The organism is Pseudomonas sp. Irchel 3E20 (assembly GCF_900187645.1).
Classification (GTDB): Bacteria; Pseudomonadota; Gammaproteobacteria; order Pseudomonadales; family Pseudomonadaceae; genus Aquipseudomonas.
Window position 1 is genome coordinate 34,768 of sequence record NZ_FYEE01000014.1, and the last position, 24,850, is coordinate 59,617.

22 protein-coding genes are annotated in these 24,850 nt (G+C 66.0%); 15 read left to right on the forward strand and 7 right to left on the reverse strand.

All coding sequences use genetic code 11. The features are described from left to right. Window position 1 precedes the first annotated feature (1 nt). The 15 genes from CKW13_RS21245 to nirD all read left to right on the forward strand — a co-directional run bounded on the left by CKW13_RS21245 (window position 2) and on the right by nirD (window position 17,954). The gene (locus CKW13_RS21245) at window positions 2-649 is read left to right on the forward strand and encodes a CpsD/CapB family tyrosine-protein kinase (protein WP_095110742.1); all 648 of its coding nucleotides are present in this window, start codon (window positions 2-4) and stop codon (window positions 647-649) included. A gap of 21 nt (window positions 650-670) precedes the next feature. Next, window positions 671-1,693 (forward strand): polysaccharide biosynthesis/export family protein, encoded by a 1,023-nt coding sequence (locus CKW13_RS21250; protein ID WP_095110743.1) that lies wholly within the window; start codon window positions 671-673, stop codon window positions 1,691-1,693. Window positions 1,694-1,709: 16 nt separating this feature from the next. After that, window positions 1,710-3,290 (forward strand): Wzz/FepE/Etk N-terminal domain-containing protein, encoded by a 1,581-nt coding sequence (locus CKW13_RS21255; RefSeq protein WP_095110744.1) that lies wholly within the window; start codon window positions 1,710-1,712, stop codon window positions 3,288-3,290. Beyond that, entirely contained in the window at window positions 3,287-4,375 is a 1,089-nt protein-coding gene (locus tag CKW13_RS21260) for a glycosyltransferase family 4 protein (RefSeq protein ID WP_256576647.1), read from the forward strand. The genes CKW13_RS21255 and CKW13_RS21260 overlap by 4 nt, the downstream gene beginning before the upstream one ends. Then, entirely contained in the window at window positions 4,372-5,745 is a 1,374-nt protein-coding gene (locus tag CKW13_RS21265) for an O-antigen ligase (protein ID WP_095110745.1), read from the forward strand. Before CKW13_RS21260 ends, CKW13_RS21265 begins: the two co-directional genes overlap by 4 nt. Beyond that, entirely contained in the window at window positions 5,742-6,707 is a 966-nt protein-coding gene (locus CKW13_RS21270; protein ID WP_095110746.1) for a glycosyltransferase family 2 protein, read from the forward strand. The genes CKW13_RS21265 and CKW13_RS21270 overlap by 4 nt, the downstream gene beginning before the upstream one ends. Then, window positions 6,700-7,836 carry a glycosyltransferase gene (locus CKW13_RS21275; protein ID WP_095110747.1) on the forward strand — a complete coding sequence of 379 codons (1,137 nt, stop codon included), beginning with the start codon at window positions 6,700-6,702 and terminating at the stop codon, window positions 7,834-7,836. The genes CKW13_RS21270 and CKW13_RS21275 overlap by 8 nt, the downstream gene beginning before the upstream one ends. An 11-nt stretch (window positions 7,837-7,847) precedes the next feature. Beyond that, window positions 7,848-8,849 carry a polysaccharide deacetylase family protein gene (locus CKW13_RS21280; protein WP_095110748.1) on the forward strand — a complete coding sequence of 334 codons (1,002 nt, stop codon included), beginning with the start codon at window positions 7,848-7,850 and terminating at the stop codon, window positions 8,847-8,849. Beyond that, window positions 8,846-10,150 carry a lipopolysaccharide biosynthesis protein gene (locus CKW13_RS21285; protein ID WP_095110749.1) on the forward strand — a complete coding sequence of 435 codons (1,305 nt, stop codon included), beginning with the start codon at window positions 8,846-8,848 and terminating at the stop codon, window positions 10,148-10,150. Before CKW13_RS21280 ends, CKW13_RS21285 begins: the two co-directional genes overlap by 4 nt. After that, window positions 10,147-12,066, forward strand: a complete 1,920-nt coding sequence (locus CKW13_RS21290; RefSeq protein ID WP_095110750.1) for a hypothetical protein — start codon at window positions 10,147-10,149, stop codon at window positions 12,064-12,066. The genes CKW13_RS21285 and CKW13_RS21290 overlap by 4 nt, the downstream gene beginning before the upstream one ends. Before the next feature lie 37 nt (window positions 12,067-12,103). Beyond that, window positions 12,104-13,309, forward strand: coding sequence for a GNAT family N-acetyltransferase (locus CKW13_RS21295; RefSeq protein WP_095110751.1), 1,206 nt, complete (start codon window positions 12,104-12,106; stop codon window positions 13,307-13,309). Then, window positions 13,246-14,076, forward strand: coding sequence for a carbohydrate deacetylase (locus tag CKW13_RS21300; protein WP_095110752.1), 831 nt, complete (start codon window positions 13,246-13,248; stop codon window positions 14,074-14,076). Before CKW13_RS21295 ends, CKW13_RS21300 begins: the two co-directional genes overlap by 64 nt. A 37-nt stretch (window positions 14,077-14,113) precedes the next feature. Beyond that, window positions 14,114-14,506, forward strand: coding sequence for a VOC family protein (locus tag CKW13_RS21305; RefSeq protein ID WP_095110753.1), 393 nt, complete (start codon window positions 14,114-14,116; stop codon window positions 14,504-14,506). A gap of 527 nt (window positions 14,507-15,033) precedes the next feature. Beyond that, on the forward strand, window positions 15,034-17,592 hold the full coding sequence (nirB, locus tag CKW13_RS21310; protein ID WP_095110754.1) for a nitrite reductase large subunit NirB: 2,559 nt from the start codon (window positions 15,034-15,036) through the stop codon (window positions 17,590-17,592). Then, window positions 17,592-17,954: a nitrite reductase small subunit NirD gene (gene nirD, locus CKW13_RS21315; RefSeq protein WP_095110755.1), complete on the forward strand. Its 363-nt coding sequence runs from the start codon at window positions 17,592-17,594 to the stop codon at window positions 17,952-17,954. The genes nirB and nirD overlap by 1 nt, the downstream gene beginning before the upstream one ends. Before the next feature lie 890 nt (window positions 17,955-18,844). Here nirD and CKW13_RS21320 read toward each other — a convergent pair. The 7 genes from CKW13_RS21320 to CKW13_RS21350 form a co-directional block, all read right to left on the reverse strand. Further along, the gene (locus CKW13_RS21320; protein ID WP_095110756.1) at window positions 18,845-19,744 is read right to left on the reverse strand and encodes a transporter; all 900 of its coding nucleotides are present in this window, start codon (window positions 19,742-19,744) and stop codon (window positions 18,845-18,847) included. Window positions 19,745-19,916: 172 nt separating this feature from the next. Continuing rightward, the gene (locus CKW13_RS21325) at window positions 19,917-20,978 is read right to left on the reverse strand and encodes an NADH:ubiquinone reductase (Na(+)-transporting) subunit F (RefSeq protein ID WP_095110757.1); all 1,062 of its coding nucleotides are present in this window, start codon (window positions 20,976-20,978) and stop codon (window positions 19,917-19,919) included. 10 nt (window positions 20,979-20,988) lie between these two features. Further along, a complete protein-coding gene (locus CKW13_RS21330; protein ID WP_095110758.1) occupies window positions 20,989-21,348 on the reverse strand; it encodes a phenol hydroxylase subunit P4 in 360 nt (119 codons plus the stop codon). Window positions 21,349-21,409: 61 nt separating this feature from the next. Beyond that, window positions 21,410-22,924: an aromatic/alkene/methane monooxygenase hydroxylase/oxygenase subunit alpha gene (locus CKW13_RS21335; RefSeq protein WP_095110759.1), complete on the reverse strand. Its 1,515-nt coding sequence runs from the start codon at window positions 22,922-22,924 to the stop codon at window positions 21,410-21,412. 57 nt (window positions 22,925-22,981) lie between these two features. After that, window positions 22,982-23,254, reverse strand: a complete 273-nt coding sequence (locus tag CKW13_RS21340) for an MmoB/DmpM family protein (RefSeq protein ID WP_095110760.1) — start codon at window positions 23,252-23,254, stop codon at window positions 22,982-22,984. Beyond that, a complete protein-coding gene (locus tag CKW13_RS21345) occupies window positions 23,251-24,246 on the reverse strand; it encodes an aromatic/alkene monooxygenase hydroxylase subunit beta (RefSeq protein ID WP_095110761.1) in 996 nt (331 codons plus the stop codon). Before CKW13_RS21345 ends, CKW13_RS21340 begins: the two co-directional genes overlap by 4 nt. A 39-nt stretch (window positions 24,247-24,285) precedes the next feature. Continuing rightward, complete coding sequence (locus tag CKW13_RS21350; protein ID WP_095110762.1) at window positions 24,286-24,528, reverse strand: phenol hydroxylase subunit; 243 nt, start codon at window positions 24,526-24,528, stop codon at window positions 24,286-24,288. Window positions 24,529-24,850: the final 322 nt, after the last annotated feature.

Below are 24,850 nucleotides of genomic sequence, written 5' to 3' on the forward strand. Positions count from 1 at the left end.
GATGGACGGTTCAACCAGCAAAAGCCCCACCTTCGCTCAACCCAGCGAAACCAACCTGACCTCGGCCCTGCTCGACCCGGACCTGCGCCTGTTGCTCATCACTGCTGCCAGCACCGGCGATGGCACCAGCACCAGCGCCCTGGCCCTGGCCGGCCAACTGGCACAGATGAGCTGTGGCCGCGTACTGCTGCTGGACGCCTGCCAGGATAGCCGCAACCTCAGCCAGCAACTGGGCCTGGGCCGCGAGCGCGGTTTTCGCGACTTGCTGTTCGATTCCCAACCACCGCCCCTGGTGCAGGACTGCATTGTCCAAGTGCCTAACCTGCCCTTCGACGTGATGCCCAATGGCCGCTCGCCGCGCGACGCCAGCCACTTGCACAGCGAGCACCTGCGCCCGTTGCTCAAGCAGTTGGGCGGCAAGTACCGCTTTGTGGTGATCGACGGCGGCGCGGTGTACTCGGCGGCCGACGCCCTGGTCATCAGCCCCCTGGTGGACGGCGTGATTCTCGTGGTGCGCGCCGAAGACACCCGCAGCGAAGTGGCCCAGGCCGCCACCCAGCGCCTGGCCCAGGCCGGGGCCAAGCTGATCGGCAGCATTTTCAATGGCCGCAAGTACTACATGCCCAAGTGGCTGTACGACAACCTCTGAGCCGCCACGAAGGATGACGCCATGAACACCCGACTGCTTGTCCTGCTGTTGCTGCCGCTGGCCGGTTGCACCAGCCATACCGAAACCCGCAGCACCCCGGTGCAGATCCTCACCGCTGCGCCCGCCAACGCCCAGGCCACCGATATCGGGCAAGTGGAACAAACCCTGCGCCCGCAGGACGTGCTGGAAGTGATCTTCCATATCGGCACCAGCGGCTCCAACGCCTACCAAGTGCAGGCCGGCGACCAAGTGGCGCTGACCTTCAACGCCGCCAGCCAGCTCAACGGCAATCGCCTGGTACTGCCCGACGGCACCATCGACCTGCCCGGCGCCAATGCCTCGGCGAAAATCGCTGGGCTGACCAGCGAGCAGGCGCGCGAGGAGATCCAGCGCATCTACACACAAAAGAGCCTGTTCAAGCCCAACCGCAACCAGTTGTCGGTGCAGGTCACCAGCCCGATGACCAACGAACAGAACCTCAAGAACACCCTTAACCACCCGGCCACCGGCATGAGCCGCGACATCACCGTGGGCACCGACGGCTACGCCAGTTTCCCCGAGATCGGTGCCCTGCCCCTGCAAGGCATGACCCTCAACCAATTGCGCGACCAACTCAACCAGCGCTACGCCCAGCTACCGGGGCGCATGACGGTGGATGTGCTGCTCAAGTCCACGGCGGGCAACGAGGTGTATGTGCTGGGTGAAGTGGGCATGCCCGGGGCGTACCCGATCCGCCGGCCGGTGTCGATCCTCGAAGCCCTGTCCCTGGCCCGCGGCCCCAGCATCAAGGCGCAACTGGGCTCGGTGGTGGTGATGCGGCGCAAGGGCAACCAGGTCGAGGCCTACCACTACGACGTGGCCAAGGCCCTGGAAGGCGATGCCACGCAAATGGCCTACCTGCAACCGGACGACATGCTGTTCGTGCCCAAGACCGGGTTGGCCAGCGCCGGCGAAATCGCCCGGCAACTGGCCGACGTGGTGCTGTTCCAGGGCATCGGGTTCAGCGTCGGCTATGACCTGAACGACAACAGCAATGACAACTAAAGCGCAGGTGCCCGCCATGAATCCCCAGGAAAACTACCTGCACGAGTTCTTCAGGATCCTGTTCGCCAACCGGCAACTGGTCAAACGGGTGTTCCTGCTGTTCGCCGTGATCGCCCTGCTGCTGCCGCTGTTGCTCAAGCAGAGCTTCGACATCACCGCCCAGGTCATCGTCCAGTCGAAAAAACTCTCGCAAAGCGACACCGCGACCCTGCTGGCCCAGGACACCGACAAGTTCGTGCAGCCGTCGCTGTCGGACATGGAGACCGAAAGCAACATCCTGCGTTCGCCCACCCTGATCCGCCAGACCATCAGCCAGTTGCGCGAACGCGGCGAATACACGCCGCCCAAGGGCCTGCTCAGCCGCTGGGTGATGCGCCCGCTACGCGAGCAGGTACTCACACCCTTGCGCGAGCATCTGGTCAACCCAGCGCGCCAGGCCTTGGGCATGGAGGTGGACCCGCCGCGCGATAACACCCTGGACATGCTGGTGGAGAACGCCCTGCATAACCTCAAGGTGGAAACCCTGCCCGGCTCCAACGTGATCTCCATCACCTACCGCTTTGCCGACCCGACCCAGGGCACCCTGTTCGTCGCCCAATTGCTGGATAACTACCTGCAAAACCGCCAGGACCTGCAATCCAACGACCTGCCGCAGACCTTTTACGAGCAGAAGAAAAGCCAATACCGCGCGCGCCTCGATGGCCTGGAAGGCAATCGCCTGGGCCTGCTCGAAGGCATCGGCGCCTCCGACCCCAAGGAGGAAATCACCTTTCGCCTCAACGCCATCAACGTCGAGGAACAGGCCCTGAACCAGGCCCGCGACCGCTTGCTGCAAGGCCAGCAGTGGCTCGATTACCTCAAGGCCAGCCTGGCGGCGGCCAGCAGCCGCGACTTCACCTTCCCCTACACCTTCACCACCACCGTGGACAACCTCACCTACCAGGACCGCGAAATCGGCCAGATGGTCGAGCAACTGACCACCCTGGTGGCGCGCTACAACAGTGACCTGGCGATCTTCCAGCCCGGCAGCGAGCCGATGCTGTTGATCCGCGAGCAGATCAGCCGCGCGCGCCAGCAGTTCCTCAAAGTGGTCAACAACCGCATCCAGGAACGCAGCAGTGACCTGGACATCGTCCGCTCGGTGGTGGCGCAGAAAACCCAGCGCATCGCCGACTTCAAGGCGCGCATCCACCAACTGCAAGAAACCCTGAGCAAGCTGCGCCAGATGGACACCGAGATCGACGCCTTGCACGCGGCGTTCTTCACCTATACCCAGCGCTATGAGGAAAGCACCCAACGGCCCCAGGACAACGGCCTGTCCAACGCCCGCGTACTGAGCCCGCCCTACGAGCCCACCGAAGCGGCGTTCCCCAAGCCCATGCTGATTATTCCGTTCGGCCTGCTCACCGGCCTGCTGCTGGCGATCACCCTGGTGTACCTGCGTGAGTTCTTCGACCACCGCTTCAAACACCCGGCGCAGATCACCCGGCAACTGGACCTGCCGGTGCTGCTGGTCATCAACGACCAGCAGCACGAGCAACCCAACCCGCACCCCAACTGGTCGATGCCGCGCCTGATGCACTGGGTGCGCAATTGAACAGCGCCGTCGAGGCTGCGCTGCCGATCATCCACCTGCTGGGCAGCGGTGGTTTCTACGGCGCCGAGCGGATGCTGCTGGACCACTGCCTGGCGACGGCGGGCCGGCATCAGGTGCTGTTCCTCGGCGCGCCGGCGCCGCTGGTAGCGCGTTTTCGCGCCGCCGGGGTGCAGTGCCATGACTGCCCCGACCTGAGCACGCTGCTGCGCAGCCTGCATCGGCAAAGGGCCCAGCGGCCGTTGCTCAATGCTCATAATTTCAAGGGCCTGGTGTTCGGCTGGCTGGCGGCCTTGCTGTGGCGCCTGCCGTTGGTCATCACCCAACACGGCTTTACCCCGCGCAGCCGCAAGCAGCGCCTGTACACCTGGCTGAGCCTGCAACTGTGCCGCACCCGCGTGGTGGACCGGGTGGTGTGCGTGGCCGAGAGCATCGCCGTGCTGCACCGCCAGGCGCAGGTACGCGCGGACAAACTGCACGTCATCCCCAACGGCTTGCCGGCCGCGCTGGCCGCGCTGCCCAGCAGCCCGGGCGAGTACCCCTGGCTGGCTGGTTTTGTCGGGCGCCTGAGCCAGGAAAAAGGCCCCGACCTGTTCCTCGATGCCTTGATCCCGCTGTGCCGGCAACACCCCACACTGAATGCGGTGATGCTCGGTGACGGCCCCGAACGCGAGGCCTTGCAGGCGCGTATCGACGCTGCCGGGTTGGCGGGGCGCATCCACCTGCCCGGTTACCAACACGACATGCAGCCCTGGTGGGCGAAGCTCAATGCGCTGGTCATCAGTTCGCGCACCGAAGGCACGCCGATGATCCTGCTCGAAGCCATGCAGGCCGGCGTGCCGGTGGTGGCCTTCGCCGTGGGCGGGATTGGCGACGTGATCGTCGAAGGCCACAACGGCTTGCTCGCCCCGGCCCTGGACAGCCCCGCGCTGGCACGCCAGCTCACCTGCCTGCTGGAGCAGCCGCAACGCGCCGGGCAATTACGCGACAACGCCCGCCACACCCAGCGCGAGCGCTACGACCTGGCCGCACTGGCCGGGCGTTGGGGGCAGTTGTACCTGAACACCGCACGGGGGCCGCGGCCATGATCGTGCCACTGTCGCTGGTCGCCCTGGTGGCGCTGTTGGCCCTGGCCTTATTGGCCAGCCCTTTTCCGTACCTGGCACCCGGCGCCGTGCTGGGGTTGCTGGGCGTGGTGCTGCTGTATCGGCGCCCGGCCTGGGGCTTGCTGGCGTTGGTGGCGGTGCTGCCGTTCGAGGGGTTGTTCCGCGACAGCAGTTTTTCCGCGGCCAAGTTCCTCGGGCTGTCGCTGATGCTGGTGCTGGCGCTGCAACTGGCCCTGCGGCAAATCCCCGCCAGCCACTTGCGCAGCAACCTGTGGCCGCTGCTGCTGGGCTTCAGCGCCCTGTACCTGCTGAGCCTGTGGGCCTCCGATGACCGCCAGGCATCCCTGGGCGACCTGCGCAACCTGCTGGTGGGCCCGGTGGTGTTCGTCATCACCCTGGTGTTGGGCCGGGGGCTGAACCTGGGGCTGTTCTGCCGCTTGACGGTACTGGGCATCGCCCTGACCTGCGCCATGGCCCTGCTCTCCAGCCACTTTCAAGACGAGGGCCGCGCCGCCGGCCTGCTCGACGACCCCAACCTGATGGCGATGATTGTCGCCTTTGCCGTGCCCCTGGCCCTGTTGCTGGCGATTCACAGCCCCAGTGCCGGGCAACGGCTGCTCTGGCTGGGCTGCATCGGGCTGTTGCTGGCGGGCATGACCGCCACGCAATCGCGCTCGGGGCTGCTGGTGCTGCTGCTCAGCCTGGGCCTTGGGGTGTGGCATTACCGCTCGCACCTGCCCGGCATTCGCCCACGGCACTTGGGGTTCGCCATGCTGGCCCTGGCCATTGCCGTGCCCCTGGCGGCCTACACCGTGCCGGCGTCCTACTTTGCCCGTATGCAGTCGTTGGCTGCGCTGGGGGGCAACGTCAGCACCCAGGCCGACGAATCCCTGGGCCGGCGCGCCTCATACGTGTTGGTGGGGGGGCAATTGATCCTGGAGCACCCGTTGCTCGGCGCCGGCCCCGGCACCTTCCCCCAGCATTACGCCAACAGCGGTTACGCCAAGCTGTTCATTGCCTCGCACCGCAAACCCGGCGACCTGCTGCGCGAAGCCCATAACACCTACCTGGGGCTGCTGGCCGAAACCGGCATCCCGGCGGCGCTGCTGTTTATCGCCATGATTGCCCTGGGCCTATGGAATTTCCTGCGCGCGCGCGCCCTGTGCCTGCGCCGGGGCGCCCACGAGCAGGCCGACCTGCTCACTCACCTGGGCATCAGCCTGTTGGTGCTGGCCCTGTTTTTGTTGTTCCTCAGCGTGCCCAACCTCAAGTACCTGTGGATCATGCTGGCGCTGTCCGCCGTGCTGCGCCAACAGGTGGAACAGGCCACACGCCAGGAGGCGCGGCCATGACCGGGATCAGCATCGTCATACCCATGTACAACGAAGCGCGGCACATTGGCCGCACCTTGCAGGCCGCGCGCCTGGCGGCACGGGCGGCTGGCCTTGAGTGCGAGCTACTGGTGATGGATAACGGCTCCCAGGACCAGGGCCCGCAGATCGCCCGCGACTGCGGTGCCCGCGTGTGGTCGCTGCCGGGCCTGGCCATCGGCGCCCTGCGCAATGCCGGCGCGGCCCAGGCGCAGGGGCAATGGCTGGCGTTTATCGACGCTGATATCGAAATGCCCCCCGACAGCCTGGCACTGCTCACCGGCCTTGAGGCCAGTGGCCAGGCCGATGTGCTGGCGCTTGATTGCGACACCCCGGCCCAGGCGCCGTGGTTCGCCTGTGCCTGGCAGCGGCGTACCCTGCGCCCGGCCCATCGCCCGCGGCCACCGGCGCCGTGGCTGCCCAGCGCCAACCTGCTGATGCGCCGCCACTGGTTCGAGCAGGTCGGCGGCTTCGACGAACACCTGCGCACCGGCGAAGACAAGGACCTGACCCAGCGCCTCAGCCGCGCCGGCGCACGCCTGCTGGCGGTCAACGACAGCCTGGCGCTGCACTGGGGCTATGAAGTCAATTGGCGCGAATGGATGGGCAAGGAGCTGTGGCGCCAGGGCAGCCATGTGCAACTGCTGCGCAGCCGTTTCAACTGGCGCCTGCTGCGCTTGCCCCTGCTCTCGCTGGGCGTGTGGGCCCTCGATGCCCTGGCCCTGGCGGCGCTGTTCGCCGGCCAGACGCGCCAGGCCTTGTTCCTTTTACTGCTGACCAGCCTGCCGGCGCTGGCCCTGAGCCTGCGCCAAAGCCTCAGTCACCGCGACCCCTGGCTGAGCCTGCAACTGTGGGGCCTGCACTGGGTACGCCTGCACTTGGCGGGCGCCGCGTTCGTGCTCAGCCTGTGTCATTGGAAAGCAAGGAGACCTGCCCGTGGCTGAAGTGATTTTCTGGTTGTGCCTGCTGTTGCCGTTCTATGCCTACGTCGGCTACCCGCTGCTGCTGACCTTGTTGGCGCCGCTGTTCAAAGCACGCCGGGTCGAGGCCGCCCGGCCGATGACGGTGAGCGTCATCATTGCCGCCCACAACGAGGCGCGGCATATCGAAGACAAGCTGCGCATGCTGCTGGTGCAGGATTACACCCCCCTGGGTCTGCAAATCATCCTGGCCAGCGACGGCTCCAGCGATGACACCGTGGCCCGTGCCCAAGCCGTAGTCGACCCACGTATTGAAGTGCTCGACCTACCACGCCGGGGCAAGACCGCCACGCTCAATACCGCCGTGGGTCACGCCACGGGAGAGATACTGGTATTCACCGACGCGGACAATCAGTGGGCCAGCGACACCCTGGGCCACTTGCTCGCACCGCTCAACGATCCCCAGGTTGGGGCGTGCGCCGGGCACATGAGTATTCCGGTGCCGGGCAACGGCCTTAGCCTGGGCGACAGCCTCTACCGTCATTACGAGGGCTGGCTGCGGCGCATGGAAAACCGTACCGGGTGCATGGTGTCTGCCGACGGCGCGCTGCTGGCCCTGCGGCGCGAGTTGCTGCAATGGATCCCCGCCGAAGTCAACGATGACTTCTTTCTCAGTACCTGCGCGGCCGTGGGCGGCAAAACCATCGTCTACGTCGAATCGGCGCGGGTCACCGACCAGGGCGTGGATCAAGCCAACAGACAGTTTCGCCGCCGCCAACGGGTGACCGTAGGCGGCCTGCAAAGCCTGGCCCAGCGCAGCGAACTGCTCAACCCGCTGCGCCACGGCCTCTACGCCGTGGCCCTGATTAGCCACAAGCTGCTGCGCCGCCTGGCCCCGGTGCTGCTGGTGCCCCTGCTGCTGAGCAACCTGTGGCTGTGGGGCGAGCATGGCTTCTACAACCTGGCCTTGATCGTCCAGGTGCTCGGCTATGGCGTGGCCATCGCCGGGTTGCTGGACGTGCGCCATCGCCTGCCCAAACCGTTTCGCCTCGCTGCCTTCGTGGTGGTGACCCTGGCCGGGATGAGCGCGGGCCTGTGGCAGTTCCTGCGGGGCCATCGTTACCCCCAGTGGACCCCCGACGAAAACCGCTGAGGACGGCGCCCATGGCTATCAAACAACTCGTCAAGCGCAGCGCCGGCTGGCTCTACCTCAACACGCCCCGGCCAGCGGCGCCCTTGCGCGGCGCCGGGGTGATCCTAATGCTGCACCGGGTGCTGGCCGACGACACCAGTGCCCTGCTCGCTCATCGCACTGAGCTGTGCATCGGCCCTCAGGCGTTCGAGCATTTGTTGCGTTGGCTCAAGCGCCATTTCGACTGTGTACCGCTGATGGACTTACTCACCGCCCCCGTGCGCGCCGCGCGGCCACGGGTGGCCTTGACCTTCGACGATGGCTGGCGCGACAACGCCGTCAACGCTTTCCCCTTGCTGCAACACCATCAGGTACCGGCAAGCATTTTCCTCTCCACCGACTTCATCGGCAGCCGCCAGTGCTTCTGGTGGGAAAGCGTCGGCGAAACCCTGTGGGGCAGCTTCGGCGCCCAGGCCCGGCAGAACCTGATCGAGCACCTCTACGGCATCGGCCGCCCGGTGCCCGCCGCCCTGCTCGACAGCGCCACCGAGCCACAACGCAGCCAGGCCCTGGCCCAGTACCTGCAAAGCCTCAAGGCCATGTCCGCGCAAGGCTTGAGCCAATTGGCCGAGGCCTGCCCCGCCCAGGGCACGCCCCAGGCACTGGACTGGCAACAGGTGCGCCAGCTGGAAGATTCCGGGCTGGTGCGTTTCGGCCCCCATGGCGCCAGCCACGCCATCCTCACCGGGCTGGACGATGAGCAATTGGAGCATGAGTTGCGCCGCAGCCACGAAGCCCTGCTGCGCGGCTGCCGCCAGCCGCTGCCGGTGTATTGCTACCCCAATGGCAACCACGACACACGGGTACGCGAACGCGTGGCCGCCCACCGTTACCCCTATGCCCTGGGCACCCGCCCAGGCGTCTGGCGCGGCGCCCACGACCCACTGGCACTGCCGCGCATCGGCGTCAGCCAGCACACCGCCCACCACCCGTCGCTGCTGGCCTGGCGCATGTATCAAGGGGCCCGACCATGACCCGCAGCCCCTACCTGCGGCATCTGGCCATGAGCATGGGCACCCGCGTGGCGATGATCGTCCTGCGCTTGCTGCGTAACGTGCTCCTGGCGCGCATCCTGGGCCCCAGTGAGCGGGGCCTGTTCGCCCTGCTCAGTGCCCTGCCCGAACTTATCAGCGCGGTCACCAGCGGCGGGCTCAACTCGGCCATCGCCTACCAGGCCGCCCAGCAACGGGCCATGGGTTTGCTGCTCAGCCAGGTATTGGTGTTCGGCTGCCTGCTCGGTGGGCTGGCGACCTGGCTGGGGGTGTGGCTGCTGCGCGAGTTCGGCGCCAGCCTTGAGATCACCCGGCAACTGGGCCTGCTGGCCTGGTTGCTGCTGCTGGCGGTGCCGTTGGCGGTGCTCAAGAACGGCCTGCTCAACCTGCACAATGCCTCCGGCGGGGTGGAAGGCTACAACGGCTTGCGCCTGATCGAGTCCGCCGCGCCGCTGCTGCTGTTCCTGGCGTTGTTCTGGATGTGGCAAACCGCAGCCCTGGAAGCGGCGCTGATAACCTGGCTGGCGGGGCTGGGGCTGGTGGTAGCGGTGGGCTGCTGGTGGCTTTCGCACAACCACGAACTGGCCCTGAGGTGGGACCGCCAGGGGCAAAACGAGCTGCTGCACTACAGCGCCAAGAGCCACCCCGAAACCCTGTTCAGGCAGGTCATCTCGCGGGCCGATTACCTGTTCATCAGCACCCTGTTGGGCAGCACCGCCCTGGGTTTCTATGCCATGGCCAGCGCCGCCGCCGACCTGCTGACCATCGTCACCGAGGCCGTCACCACGCCGCTGATGAAACGCCTGTTGCAACAGGGCGAAGGCATCGAGAGCCTGACCGCCATGGCCCTGCGCCTAACCAGCACCGTGATGATCTGCGCCTGTGCCGGCATGGCGCTGCTGGGCGAATGGCTGATCGTCACCTTGTTCGGCGCCGAATACCGCCCCGCCTACCCGGCGCTGTTGGCCCTGCTGCCGGGCAGCCTGGGGCTGTGTTTCGTCAGCACCCTGCGCCTAGACCTGTTGGGCAAGAACCGCCCCGGCAGCATCTCCCTGGCCACCGGCCTGGGGGCCCTGCTCAACCTGGTGCTCAACCTGGTTCTGATCCCCCGGTACGGCATCGTTGGCGCCGCCATAGCTTCGTCCGCCACCTACTTGGCGGTGGCCGCCTGCCTGCTGGCGCTGTACTGCCGGCTCAACCGGGTGCCGGTGTGGCAGACGTTGTTCATCCTGCCCGGCGATTTGGTGTCGGTGCGCAACCTGCTCACCCGGAGCCCGGCATGAAAGCCATGGCCCTGCTGCTCGGCTTGCTGCTGTGCCAGGGTGCGGCGGCGCAGGCCCTGAGCTGGGCGGCGATCCGCGATGGCAGCCTGTATCTGCAAACCGGGCAAGGCGACACCCTGGCCGTCAGTTGGACCCCAGCCTGGCAAGCCGATGCCAACCAGGAGCACCTGTACCTGCTGGACGGCCAGGGCCGTCTGCACGCCGAGCGCGTGATCGACGCCGACGAAACCCGCGGCCGCCAGCGCTGGCCCCTGGCCGCCGGCCGCTATCGCCTGGAGATCCCCGGCTACAGCTTCCGCCGCTACCGGGTAGAGCACGATGACCGAACCGCAGCCCTGTACGCACCGGTCAAGGTTCACTTCAACGCCGAACTGCCCGCCGACACCGAGCTGTACTTCAAGGTGGGCGCCGGCGAGCGGGCCTTTCTCGCGGGCAAGTTCCATGGCGGGGTGCGCGCCCTGCAAGCCGAACGCCTCGCCGATGGCCAGCGCCTGGCCCTGGCACTCAAACCCTACCCGCAGCACTGGCATTTCGACCAAGTGGCCCTGCCCGTAGCCACCACCGAGCAGGTCTGGCGCCTGCGCCTGCTGGGCAGCGGCAAGGCGGCGTTCTGGCTCGATGGCACGGCCAACCTGTTCGCCCAGCGCCCCGAACACCTGCAACCGCTGCGCGAGGACGACGGCCAAGTGCGCCTCACGCTGTACGCCGACGTACTGGGCAGCACGCCGCGCCTGGGCAGCGGGTTGCCCTATGAACGCCTGCCGCCCGCCACCCATGAAGCGGTCCAGGCCCTGGGCCTGCGCACCGCCGGCTATTACAGCTTTGTCGATGTGGTAGGCAACCGGCCGCAGTTCGAAGATAAATTCCGCCAGCTCTACCGCGAACGGTTTGCCATCGACCACGACCTCACCCTGATGGCCGCCACCGGGCGCAAATCCGACCTGGTGGCCGACGACACTACCCAGGCTGCGCTCCAGGCCTGGCTGGCGAGCACCGTGGCCATGGCGAAGCCTGGGCTGCACTACATCAGCTTTGCCGACGAACCCAATGCCAGTTACCGCAACTACAGTTCCTTTCAACAGCTGTTCGACAGCCTGGCCTGGCAGGTGCGCCGCTACCCCGGCGCCCACGAAGCCGGCGTGCGCATCGCCATGCCCGCCAGCTCGCGCTTCGTCAACGGCCCGTTCTTGCCAAACGCCCGTGACTACCGGGGCATCGACTGGGCCCGGCGCCTGTTGCAGAACTCGGGGGAAAACGTCGACGCCCTGGCTTGGCACGAATGGATGGTGCGCGACCTGTTGGCCACCCGCACCTACCGCGACGCGGTCCGCCAGGCCGCCCAACTGGTGGGCCTGGACAGCGATGGCCGCCCGCGCAAGGCGCTGCTGCTGGACCAGACCAACATCTCCAGCGGCGGCTCGGTCAGCCCCTATGAACAAGACACCCACTTCGCCTCACTGTGGTGGGCCTCGGTGGTCATCAACGCCAGCCAGGACGGCTTGCTGGACATGCTCAACTGGTTTTTGCTGGCCGATGAAGACGACCACCTCAAGGGTTTGCTGCGCCCGCGCGCCGACGGCAGCTTCGAGCTCAAACCGGTGGGCCTGGCCCAGCAATTCATCAGCCAGCACTGGCTGGGGCAGGTACTGCGCCTGGATAACGACGCCTTTGAAGTCGATGTGCTGGCCATGGCCAGCGCCCAGCAGCGCAGCCTCCTGGGGGTGAACAAAGCCAACCGCCAGCAGCACGTCAGCCTGCAAGGTTCCCAGGTTCAGTGCCCGCCCGCCGACAGCCAACTGCTGTACATGGGCGACGACAGCGTCAGCCGCAAGGCGCCCTTCGACTGCCAGGATGGGGTGGTGCGCTTCACCCTGCCCGGCCAAACCCTTTTTGCCCTGACATGGAACGTTATATGACCGCTCACCCTGCACCCCACGCGGCAGCCTGAACGCCATGGCCGTGCGTTTCCAATGGCTGGGCTCGCTGCGCGACCCGCTTTTCCCCCAGGGCGCCTACGAACAATTGCGCCAGCGCTGCCCCGACGCCACGCCATTCAATACCCTGGCCTGGTTGCTGGCGGCCGAAGCGGCCCTGGGCCCGACCCAGCAGTTACAGGTGTTACTGGCCTGGCAGGCCGATACCCTGTGCCTGTGCCTGCCCCTGGTCAGTGGCCGCGAGCGTTTTGCCGGTTGGCCGTTTCGCGTGGTGCGCCACCTGGGCTTTCCCTTGGCCGACCGCCTCGGCTGGCTGGCGGAACTGGGCGTGGCAGACCTGCAACAAGCACTGGGGGAAATCCGCCGCCGGCAACCCCACGCCCTGCTCCAACTCAGCGAGCTGACCGACCTGCCGGACCGCCACAGCACCCTGGCCCACTGGATGTACCGCAGCTCCACCGCCGAGCGGCGCCTCAGTTGCCGGGTGCCGGTGCACCTGATCGGCGACGCCGACCGCGAGGAAGTCAGCGGCGCCCCCCGCTATAAACTGCGCCGCGCGCGCAAGCGCATTGCCGCCTGCGGCGCCCAGGTGCGGCGCTGGGTACCCGACGCGGCCAGCATCGGCCCGCTGCTGCAAGCCCTCAGCGATGTGGAGGCGCAGAGTTGGAAAGGCGACGAGGGCGTGGGCATCTTCAGCCCCGCCAACCGCCCGTGGATCATCCAGGCCTTCACCGCCCTGGCCGAGCAAGGCCTGGTGCGGGTGGTCAGCCTGGAGCTGGACGGGCGCTGTATCAGCTATCGCCTGGGCTTGCTCGAGCACGCTCGGCTATACGACTACAACCTGGCCTTCCTACCGCAATACGCCGACCTGGGCAGCGGGCGTGTGCTGCTGCAAGCCTGGATCGACTGGGGCCTGGACGACGGCTGGCGCTGGGTAGACGCCTCGCGGGTCAGCCTGGACAACTCCAGCCACCAACTCCACGAACGCATGAGCGACCAGGTCGAGCACTGGCGCTGGAGCTTCTATTCCTGGCGCCCCAGCGGCATTTGCCTGGGCCTGGGCCTGCGCCTGTGGCACCTGTTCAAGCCGTGGCTGCGCCGGCGCGCCAACTCCAACCTCGCACCACCGGCACCACCCATCCCCTGCCAGGAGGCACCGCCATGCCCAGCCACGTCATCATCAACGCCGACGACTTCGGCCTCGACGCCCACGAAAACGCCGTGATCCTGCAAGCCTTCCAGGCCGGCCTGATTAGCAGCGCCACGGCCATGGCCAACATGCCCGCATTTGCCCAAGCCTGCGCCATGGCTCGCCTGCCGCTGCTGCGGGGGCGCGTCGGCCTGCACCTGAACCTCACCCATGGCCGCCCCCTGAGCCAGGCCATCGTTGCGCAACCGGCGTTCTGCAACGGCGCCGGCGAATTCGACTTGCGCCTGCCGCGCCACTGCCTGTGGCTCCAGGCCTCGGTGCGCGAGGCCATCCACCAGGAACTGCACGCCCAATGGCAACGCTGCCTGGACCTGGGGCTCAAACCCAGCCATCTGGACTCCCACCAACACGTGCACAACATCTGGCCCATCGGCGAGATCCTCGCCCGCTTCGCCGCCCAGCACGGCGTACCGGTGCGCCTGGCACGCAACCTGGGCAGCCGGATCCACCCCGTCAAGCGCCTGTACAAAACCCTGTTCAACCGGCGCCTGCGCCAACTGGCCGCAAGCACCGCCGACTATGTCTGCACCCCGGCAGACCTGCGCGACCTGGCACCGCCCGAGCGGGGCCTGCTGGAAGTCATCGCCCACCCCAGCCTGCTCGACGGCGACTTCGGCGATACCTACCTGCGCCCCGAAGAGTCCTTGAGCCAGGTCCTGCAACAGCGCCTGGAAGGCATCGAGCGAGTGTCCTATGGCCACAGGGCCTCATCCGGCGGGGCCTGGAGCAATGCCGGGCGCCGGCACACCGATGCCTTTCAAAAACAGCAGCCGGGCAGTTAAGCTGCGCCCCCCATCATTGGCAAAGGAACGCTGCCCCATGAAGTTCGGATACACCATCGTCTACGTCCCCGACGTCGCCGCCTCCCTGGCCTTTTTCGAACAGGCCTTTGGTTTTGCCCGCGGTTTTTTGCATGAATCCGGAACCTACGGCGAACTGGCCAGCGGTGAAACCACCCTGTCCTTTGCCGCCCACGAACTGGGGGAGATGAACTTCCCCGGCGGCCACATCCAGGCCCACGCCTCAGCGCAACCTTTAGGGATGGAAATCGGCCTCGTCACCGACGACGTCCACGGCGCCCACACCCGCGCCCTGGACCATGGCGCCACGGAGCTCAGCGCGCCACAGCGCAAACCCTGGGGGCAAGTGGTGTCCTACGTGCGCTGCCCGGACGGCACCTTGGTGGAGTTGTGCACGCCGATCCAGGCTTGATTGCGCGGTGGTGGCGAACCAGTGGGCCGCGTTGCCGGGGGGCATTTGTGGGAGCGGGCCCGCCCGCGATGGCGGCATTGCACGCGCTAGAAGGGCATCGGCTGTACCGGCCTCATCGCGGGCAGAGCCCCACAAAGGCCGATCATTTCTACTGGCCTCTGGGATAAGGCCCTGGCGCCCCAAAAAGAGTATTCCCGCTCCCGGATGCCCTGATCTGGTTCATCCCCTTTCTCGCCACCCCCCACCATCAGCCGCGTAAAACCCTTTGCCTAGAGCCCTGCAACCCCCATACATCCAACACTGGCACGAACCCTGCTACACCCCAGGCACACCCCGAGTGGTCATCGACGACCACTGGCCTGCCCAGGCACGGGCGCGGTGATCCAGGCAACGCGGCCCAGGTCCCTCACCGCTAGCACAACGAACGCCAGGCAAAGACGCCTGGAGCTGATTCCCCAGCTCCAGGCGTTTTTTTTTGCTTTTTATTTGGCCCCCGCCCGGGCCGCGACCCGTTTCGAGGAAAGGCTATGAACCCCACCGTCACCCCCACCCCACGCGAAACCCTGGTGATTATCGGCAACGGCATGGTCGGCCATCATTGCGTCGAGCAACTGATCGAACAGGGCGCCCTGGCCCGCTATGAGGTGCATGTGTTCGGCGAAGAGCGCCAGCGCGCTTATGACCGCGTGCACCTGTCCGAATACTTCGCTGGGCGCGACGCCGAGTCCCTGGCCCTGGGCGATGCCGACCTCTACCTGCGCCACGGTGTGCACCTGCACCTGGGTGAACCGGTGCTGGCGCTCGACCGCGAGGCTAAGCAGATCGTCACCGGCGCCGGGCGTCAGGCCTACGACTGCCTGGTGCTGGCCACCGGTTCCTTCCCCTTTGTGCCGCCGATTCCCGGTGCGGCGGGCCCTTCGCGCCTGGTCTACCGCACGCTCGACGACCTCGACACTATCCGCGCCGCCGCCACCACCGCGCGCCGCGGTGTGGTGGTGGGCGGTGGGCTGCTGGGGCTGGAGGCGGCCAACGCGCTCAAGTCCTTGGGGCTGGAGGCCCATGTGGTGGAGTTCGCCGCGCAACTGATGCCGGTGCAACTCGACAGCCTGGGCGGCGAGGCCCTGCGCTCGCGCATCGAAGCCCTCGGCGTGCAGGTGCACCTGTCCCGCGCCACCCGGGAGATCGTCGCCGGCGAGGACTACGCCTACCGCATGAACTTCACCGACGAGCAGTTCCTGGAAACCGACCTGATCCTGTTCTCCGCCGGCATCCGCCCCCAGGACGCCCTCGCCCGCGACGCTGGGCTGGACGTGGCGCCCCGGGGCGGGGTGATGGTGGACAACCACTGTCGCACCAGCGATGCAGCGATCTTCGCCATCGGCGAATGCGCCTCGTGGAACGGCAGCGTGTTCGGCCTGGTCGCCCCCGGCTACACCATGGCCCGCACCGTTGCCGCGCACCTGGCCGGGCACGTGGCGCAACCCTTCACCGGCGCCGACATGTCCACCAAGCTCAAGTTGCTGGGAGTGGATGTCGGCTCCATCGGCGACGCCCACGCCACCACGCCGGGCGCGCGCAGCTATCGCTACATCGACGAAGCCAGCGCCAGTTACCGGCGCCTGGTGGTGTCCGCCGACGGCAAGCATGTGCTGGGGGCGGTGCTGATTGGCGACAACAGCTACTACGACACCCTGCTGCAATACGCGCAAAACGGCATCGCCCTGCCCCAGGAACCGGCCAGCCTGATCCTGCCCAGCGGCGGCGCGGCCCCGGCGCTGGGCGCCGACGCTCTGCCCGCCAGCGCCACCCTGTGCTCGTGCCACAACGTCAGCAAAGGCGCGGTGTGCTGCGCCATCGACGCCGGGTGCAGCGACCTCGGTGCGCTCAAGCAACTGACCCGCGCCGCCACCGGTTGCGGCGGTTGCAGCGCCCTGCTCAAGCAAGTGTTCGAGCATGAACTCAGCGCCCGTGGCGTGGCGGTGGACAAGAGCCTGTGCGAGCACTTCGCCTATACCCGCCAGGAGCTCTACGCCCTGGTGCGCGTCGAAGGCATCGAGGATTTCGACCAACTGCTGCGCCGCCACGGCCGTGGCCACCTGGGCTGCGACATCTGCAAGCCGACTGTGGGTTCGATCCTCGCCTCGTGCTGGAACCAACCGATCATGGACCCGGCCCGGGTGGCCCTACAGGACACCAACGACACCTTCATGGCCAACATGCAGAAAAACGGCACCTACTCCATCATCCCGCGCATCGCCGCCGGCGAGATCACCCCCGACAAGCTCATGGTGCTGGGCGCGGTGGCGAAGAAGTACGACCTCTACACCAAGATCACCGGCGGCCAGCGCATCGACCTGTTCGGCGCGCAACTGCACGAACTGCCGGACATCTGGGGCGAACTGGTGGCGGCCGGGTTCGAGACCGGCCACGGCTATGGCAAATCCCTGCGCACGGTCAAATCCTGCGTGGGCAGTACCTGGTGCCGCTATGGCGTGCAAGACAGCGTGGCCATGGCCCTGCACTTGGAGAACCGCTACAAGGGCCTGCGCGCGCCGCACAAATTCAAACTGGCGGTTTCAGGCTGCACCCGCGAATGCGCCGAGGCGCAAAGCAAGGACATCGGCGTCATCGCCACGGAAAAAGGCTGGAACCTTTACGTCTGCGGCAACGGCGGCATGCGCCCGCGCCACGCCGAGCTGCTGGCCACCGACCTCGATGACGCGACCCTGCTGCGCTACATCGACCGTTTCCTGATGTTCTACATCCGCACCGCCGACAAACTGCAACGCACCTCGGTGTGGCGCGAAAGCCTGGAGGGTGGCCTGGACTACCTCAAAGCCGTGGTCATCGACGACAGCCTGGGGCTGGCGGGCGAGTTGGAGGCGCAGATGCACCAGGTGGTCGAGCGCTACGAATGCGAATGGGCCAACGCCATCGCCGACCCGGAAAAACTCAAGCGCTTTCGCACCTTCGTCAACGACCGACGCGCCGACCCGGACATCCACTTCGTCAAGGAGCGCGGCCAGCGCCGCCCGGTCCACAACCATGAACTGCAACTGATAAGCGTCACCCAGGAGGCCCACTGATGACCCCGCCAAACACCCTGCGAAACGCCGCCCCAGCCGTGCACTGGCAAGCACTGTGCAGCCGCCAGGACCTGGTGGCCGACTCGGGCGTTGTCGCCTGGTTCGACGGCGCCCAGGTGGCACTGTTCTACCTCAGCAGCGAAGAGCGCCTATACGCCGTGGATAACCGCGACCCGCAATCGGGGGCCAACGTGATCGGCCGCGGCATCGTCGGCCACCTCAAAGGCCACCGCGTCATTGCCTCGCCGCTGTACAAACAGCACTTCTGCCTCGACGACGGCCACTGCCTCGAAGACCCCCAGCAACAACTGCGCACCTGGCCGGTGCGGCTGGTGGGAGATGTGGTGGAAATAGCCGGCTGACAAGTGCCCGCGCCCTTGCAGGCAATACAGCGGTGGCGGCTGTACCGGCCCCATCGCGGGCAGGCCCGCTCCCACAGTTGAACTGTGGTGCGGGTGGGATGTTCATTTTCCTTGGTGGGAGCGAGCCTGCTCGCGAGGGCGGCACTGAGTGGCGATGACAAATGGCAGGGGTAAGACAGTTGCTCCCACAGGTCCTGCCAGCAGCACCACTGGAACGGTGGGAGAGCGGTGTCGGCTGTGCTGGCCCCATCGCGGGCAGGCCCGCCCCCACAGTTGAACTGTGGTGCGGGTGGGGTGTTCATTTTCCTTGGTGGGAGCGAGCCTGCTCGCGAGGGCGGCACTGAGTGGCGGTGACAAATGGCAGGGGTAAGACAGTTGCTCCCACAGGTCCTGCCAGCAGCACCACTGAACGGTGGGAGAGCGGTGTCGGCTGTACCGGCCCCATCGCGGGCAGGCCCGCTCCCACAGTTGAACTGTGGTGCGGGTGGGATGTTCATTTTCCTTGGTGGGAGCGAGCCTGCTCGCGAGGGCGGCACTGAGTGGCGGTGACAAATGGCAGGGGTAAGACAGTTGCTCCCACAGGTCCTGCCAGCAGCACCACTGAACGGTGGGAGAGCGGTGTCGGCTGTACCGGCCCCATCGCGGGCAGGCCCGCTCCCACAGTTGAACTGTGGTGCGGGTGGGATGTTCATTTTCCTTGGTGGGAGTGAGCCTGCTCGCGAGGGCGGCACTGAGTGGCGGTGACAAATGGCAGGGGTAAGACAGTTGCTCCCACAGGTCCTGCCAGCAGCACCACTGAACGGTGGGAGCGGGCCTGCCCGCGATGGCGGCGGTACAGGCGATGCACTTCTGGCCGCTGCAACACTGCCACCGCAGGCACGCACACCGCCTCAGAACGGTACTGTCAATTTCATCCAGTACGCCTGCCCTTCAGCACGGTTGCGCACTTGGGTTTCCTGCTCCCATTTGGCGGTGAGGAACCAGCCGTTGGGGTTGGTGTATTTCACCGAGGGGCCAACGGCGAAAACCCGGCCCTTGTTATCGTCGATGCGCTCGCCGTACTGGCGGTCGTCGGTAGTCTGGCGGTAGACGTAGCCGCCCACCCCCACCACCCAGCCATTGCCCAAGCCCCAGCCCAGGGCGTAGTCCACGTGTAGTTCCTGGCCGGAGCGGTAGTCGGTGTCGTCATTCTTGAGGTTGAAGTCGTACATGATCTTCGCGTCCAGGTTCCACCCCGCCGGGTCGATGTACGACAGCGCCAGCACCGGTTCGATGCCCCAGTAGTTGCGCCCGATGTTGGTCTGGTCGTAGCGCTCGTAGCGCCCGGTCGGGGCCAGCAGGTCGAGGGCGACGATGGCGTGCATTTTCTCGCTCAGGTGATAGCCCAGGGCCGGGCCGAAGATCACATCCCCCAGGCCTTGCTTGCTTTGCGAATGGCCATTGATCGAAACCTTGAGGTCCACCAGCGGCACCAACGCATGAAACGCCAGGCTGGCGCCCAGCACCTGCTGCTCGGTGACCCAGATCAGGCGCGGGGCGATGGAGTTGGCGCGAATGCGCAGGTCCACCGGCACCTTGCGCCCGTCATTGCCGCGCAAGGTGTCGGCCTCGTAATGGCCGACAAAAAACTGCGAGTACAGCCCCGGCGGCGGCATGGCCCCGGACAGGTAGTTTTCTGCGCCATTGGGGTAGGTAGAACCGCCGCCCTCGGTGGCCAGCGCCGGCAGCGCGACGCCGGCCAACAGGCCGCACAGCAGGGAAACATTGGTTTTGCAGGTGAATGGGCTCATCAGGGTTGACCTTTTATTGTTGTTATCCGGGTTGATGGCGTTGCTTCTCTGTAGCCAGCGGGCTCGCCCGCGCTGGGGTGCGCAGCAGCCCCCAAACCGTGCCCGGCCGAACAGCGATTTACGGCCGCTACGCGACCGAGCGCGGGCGAGCCCGCTTGCTACACACAAGGCGCTAGATGCGCTTGAACAGTGCCGAGCGGTTGCCTTGGCTGGCGCCGTCGGCGGCGCTGTAGAAACGCTCCATAAAAATGTCGCGCTCGAACAGGCGCCCTTGCATCAGGCAACTGATCGCCGCGTCGATCATCGGCGGCGGCCCGCACAGGTAGGCCTTGTTGGCGCTGAAGCGGCCGTCGAAATGGGCCTTGGCCGCTTCGTGCACGTAGCCTTTGAAGCCTTGCCACTGCGGGTCGTCGTCGGCCTGGCTGAGGGCCGGTACGTAGCTGAAATTGGCGTGGCGCCGCGCCAAGTCCTCGAACAGTTCGCGGTTGTACAGTTCGGCGCGGTTGCGCGCGCCCTGGAACAGCACGATGCGCCGCCCATCACCGCGTTGCAGCAGGTCGAGGATCATCGATTGCGGGCTCGACAGCCCCGAGCCGCCGGCGATGAAAATCAGGTCGCCAGCCTGGGAATCACGAACAAAAAACTGCCCGTAAGGCCCGGCCACCGCCACTTCATCGCCCACCTGCAAGCCCTGGTGGATATACCCGGTGGCCGCCCCGCCCTCCACCCGCCGCACGTGCAGCTCGATTTCGTCGGCGCGGGTGGGCGGGTTGGCCAGGGAAAACGCCCGGGTGCCGTCGATGCCCGGCAGTTGCAGGTTGATGTATTGCCCAGGCTGGAACGCCATGGGCCGGTCCAGTTTCAGGTGCAGGCCCTTGATGGTGGGCGACAGCTCGGTCAGCGCGGTGACCCGCGCCCGGTAGTCCTGTACCGGGTGGCCGGCGAAGTCGGCGTCCACGTCCAGGTCGGCCTCGATGACCATGTCGCTCTGGGGCATGGCGCAGCAGGCGAGGATCTTGCCCTCGTCGCGCTCCATGTCCATCAGGGCGAAGGTGGACGCCGCACCCAGGTCGGCTTCGCCTTCCAACACCTGGACCTTGCAGGTGGCGCAGGTGCCGTGGCCGCAGGCAAACGGCAGCCACACGCCCTGGCGCAGCGCCGCTTCGAGGATGGTCTGGCCCTCCTCGACCTCGATCTGTTCGCCAGTAGGCTCGATGGTGACTTGATAACTCATGGGCGCCTCCTCAATTGCCAGTGCCGGCGATGCCGTTAAGCCCGGGGGTGTCCAGGTGCAGCAGGCTCTTGTGGTCGATGCCATTAGCCGCCAGGCTCAGGGCTGGGTCGGGCACGAACGGGCGGTCGTTGAGGCGCCAGTGGGCGGTGGTGAAATCCACCTGTGCCGCATCCGGGTGCGCCACCAGGGCCGGGCGCAGCACCTGGGTGAGGAAGTCGGCAAACAGCATCTGCGGCGGCAGCGGCCAGGTGAACGGCGCGCAAAACATCAGGTGGCGTTCCCAGCACAGGTACACCAGTTGCAGGCCGTTAAAGTTTTCCTGGCGATCCAGGGCGATGGCCTCGTAGGGGCCGATGGCAGTCACGGGCATGGTCTTGTCCTTTCTTGTTATGGGTCGATGCCCCGGGGCTAAAGCCCCGGGTTGGGCGGGTTCAGCCGGCCTTGTGGTTGGGGTGCCATTGCTGCCAGCGCTGGTGCTCGGTGGAGCCCAGGTACTCGAAGTTGTCTTCGCCGGGGGTGATGTTGTAGTAGTCGCGCACCACCGACTCCACGTCCGCGCCGCCGCAGTTGCCCTGCAGGATCTGGTGCACCGGCAACCAGGCCTGGATGTACTTGTGCGGCTCGAAGGTGAAGATGTCGCAGCAGCCATCGGAGCAGAAGTGGTAGCGCTCGCCCTCATGCTCGGCGCTGCGGTGGCTCAGGGTGCTGGGGTCGTCGGGCTCGCTGAACGCCAGGGGGATCTGGCAGATCTGGCACAGCATCGGCAGGGTCGGGTTGTAGAAGCGCTCACCCTTTTCCTGCAGGGCGCGCCAGTGCTCGAAGCGCGGGCGGTAGATCGCGTCGAAGGTGTCCGGGTACTTTTGCGAGAGCCAGTCCAGCTCTTCGTCGGTGGGCATCCAGGTGTGGAAGTTGGTGGCCTGGCTGTACTGGTAGAAGATCGACCAGGCCTGGTGGGTGATGTGTTCCTTGCCGATGTTGGCCTCTTCCACGTACTTGGGCGCGCGGATGCCGTAGCGCTCCAGGTCCTTGAACAGCGCCCCGCCCGCCTCCTCGAAGTACACGCCCCAGGCCTCGGACCAGGACATGACTTTGTTGGGCAGCATGTAGTCCATCATCATGCCCACCAGGGTCAGCAGGCGATAACCGCGCCAGAACCACTTGTCGATCCAGCGCTGGATAATCGGCACGTTGTCTTCGTGCTGTTCGAGCAAAAACTTGATGACCTCCAGGCCCAACGTCATGTGCCGCGCCTCGTCGGACTGGGCCGAGAAACCGAAGGTTACGGTGGCCATGTCGCCGTTGAACGCCGCGCCGGACATGAAAGGCACGAACAACAGGTTGGTCAGCACGTACTCGAAGGAAAACGAAATCGCCGTGAGGAACTCGAACGGCCCCGCCGTGCGCGCGTCCTCGAAGAACGACTTGGGCACCGAGAGGAACCACACCCGGTCGTGCATATGGGCGAAATCATGCAGGCCGTTGAAGTGCTTGTTGTAGTGGCTCATGGCGTGGATCTGGGTCTGCACATGGCGCAGTTCATCGATGGCCTGCATCTGGCAGGCCACCCGCGCACCGGCGCCGCTGAACTGCCGGCCAACCCGGGCAAACCCTTGGTAGGCCTGGTATTCCAGAGGCGTGACGCCGGACAGGAACAGCTTCAAGGCGTTGACGTAACGGGCGTCCGACAGGCTGGTGTGGCCGTTGTTCTGGGCAAAGGCATCGAAGATCGCGTAGAGCTTTTTCTCTTTCTCGGCCTGGTACTTCCAGTAGGTGTCCATGGTCAGGCGAAAGGGGTCTTCCCACTTGTCCCAGTCGGTGATCTTGATGCCCTCGAAGCGCTCCAGCGGGTAGATGTCTTCGTGGCGCTGGTAGCTCGGCTCCCAGTCCAGGTCCCGGGTCATGCAACGGTATTTTTCTTTGGCGTTCAGGCGTTTTTTCACGGCCATGACGGTTCTCCCGCAAATGTTCTTATTGTTGAAAAGCTACGGCACGCACGCCGCGGGTCAGGTGTTCCAGTGCAGGGAAAAACAGTCGTCCTCTTCCTCGACGTTGCCGCCCAGGGTAATCACGTACATGAGCATTTCCTGGATGTCCCAGGGGCTGGCGGTGAGGGCCTCGACCGTCTCGCGGCGGATGTCCAGGCGCGCGTCGGCCTCGATGCGGATCATCGACGGCTGGTGCTGCACCACGGCGCCGGGGTTGTCCTGGACGATGGCCTCGACAATGGCGCGGGCGTAATCGTTGTCCTGCAGGTTGATGTACACGCGCGAGGTCATGGCGCCACCCCGCTCAGGCCGATTTTCTTCAGGCGCACGGCAAACTCGCTGCACACCGCGTCCAGCGCCGCGTCGCCCGGGCCCATGGCTGCCAGCGGGCGCACGGCGGCCAAGGCGCGGCGGCTCCATTGATCGACCCAGGTTTCGACCCGCGCCAGGTTGGCCGGGCTTTCAGCAATCACGGTCTTGACCAGGGCATCGACCCAGCGCTGGCTCTCGGCGAACCACAGGCGCATGAACTCGGTGAGCATGCCCACCTGCCCGGCGCCGTTGGCGCTCAGTTGTTCGTCGAACTTGTGGAACAGCAGCGGGTACACCAGGCCATCGCTGACCAGGTTCTGCGCCAGGGTCAGCTCGAACCAGTCGCGCACCACCAGGCTGTCCTCGACATAGCGGCGCAGGCCTTGCCAGGCCGGGTCGCCCAGCCATTGCTGCTTGGCTTTGGCCAGTAGCAGGACGTCGCCGTCGTCGAGCATCAGACCGATGCGCGACAGGTACTGGGCAATGCCCAGGCGATCCATGGCGTGGAACATGTGCATCTGGGTCAGGCTGGTGCCCAGGCCATCGGCGGCGATGTTGCTGTTGTTCATGTTCGCCCCCAACTCGGCGTGACGCAGGGGCAGCAGCAGCGCGCTGATCTGCGTCAGGCTCACGGGGTCGAGGCCAGCAAGCATGTTGCGCTTCTCGCAGAAGGCGTAGTCGTGCTCGGCGTTTTCCTGCATCCGCGCCCGGGCCTGGACGTAGGCGCCGTAGTAATACTGGCGCGGGTCGCTGACCTTGCCCCAGTCGGCCATGACCACGGCGGTGCGGGTCGGGTCGTTGAGCAATTTGTCGGGCTGCCACAGCGGGCGGTAATGGAAATTGGTGGCGGCCTCCAGGTCGAAACTGGCCTCCTGATAACGGCTGGCGGGCTTGTCGCCAAAACGCCGGCGGGTATGGCTGAAGGTATGGCGCAAGGTCTGCACCGTGGTGGTCTTGATTTCTACACTCATGGCTTGGGGTCCTTTGTTTTTGTTATGGGCCGGTGTGCGCTAGGCGTCGCCGTAGCGCCACTTGCGCATGTCGGCCTCGATGGCCGCGCACATCTGCGCATCCATGTGCTGCACCCGGTTGGCCTGGCAGAACTGGGCGAAGGCCGGGCGCGGCATGACCAGTTCGACATACAGGTCGGGCGTGCCGATGGCGAAGTCGAACTCGACGAAAGTGGCGGCTTCGTCACTGCGTACCCGCACATAGCGCGGCAAACGGTCGAACGGGGTGGATGGGGTGGGCATGCTCAACTCCTCACAGGGGCCAGAGGGGCTAGAGCAATGGCTGTGCCAGGACCGTTTCCAGAACCTTGGATTATTTCTATCCCATTGATTTACATCGTTAATAAATCAACTTAGGGAGCGCGCCGGGGTGCCTGGACGGTCTCGACCCCAGCCCGGGCGAGCGGGGTTTTTCATCATTTGATCCATCGCCCCAAGGACGTTTGAGCAAATGGTGCAAGGCGCTGTGGCAATTGACTTTCGCGGCGAATTCAGGCCGTTTAATAAGCGCCTGAAAGCAACCTGTGGGCGCCTGCCACACCGCCACAGGCAATACCCAAAGTCC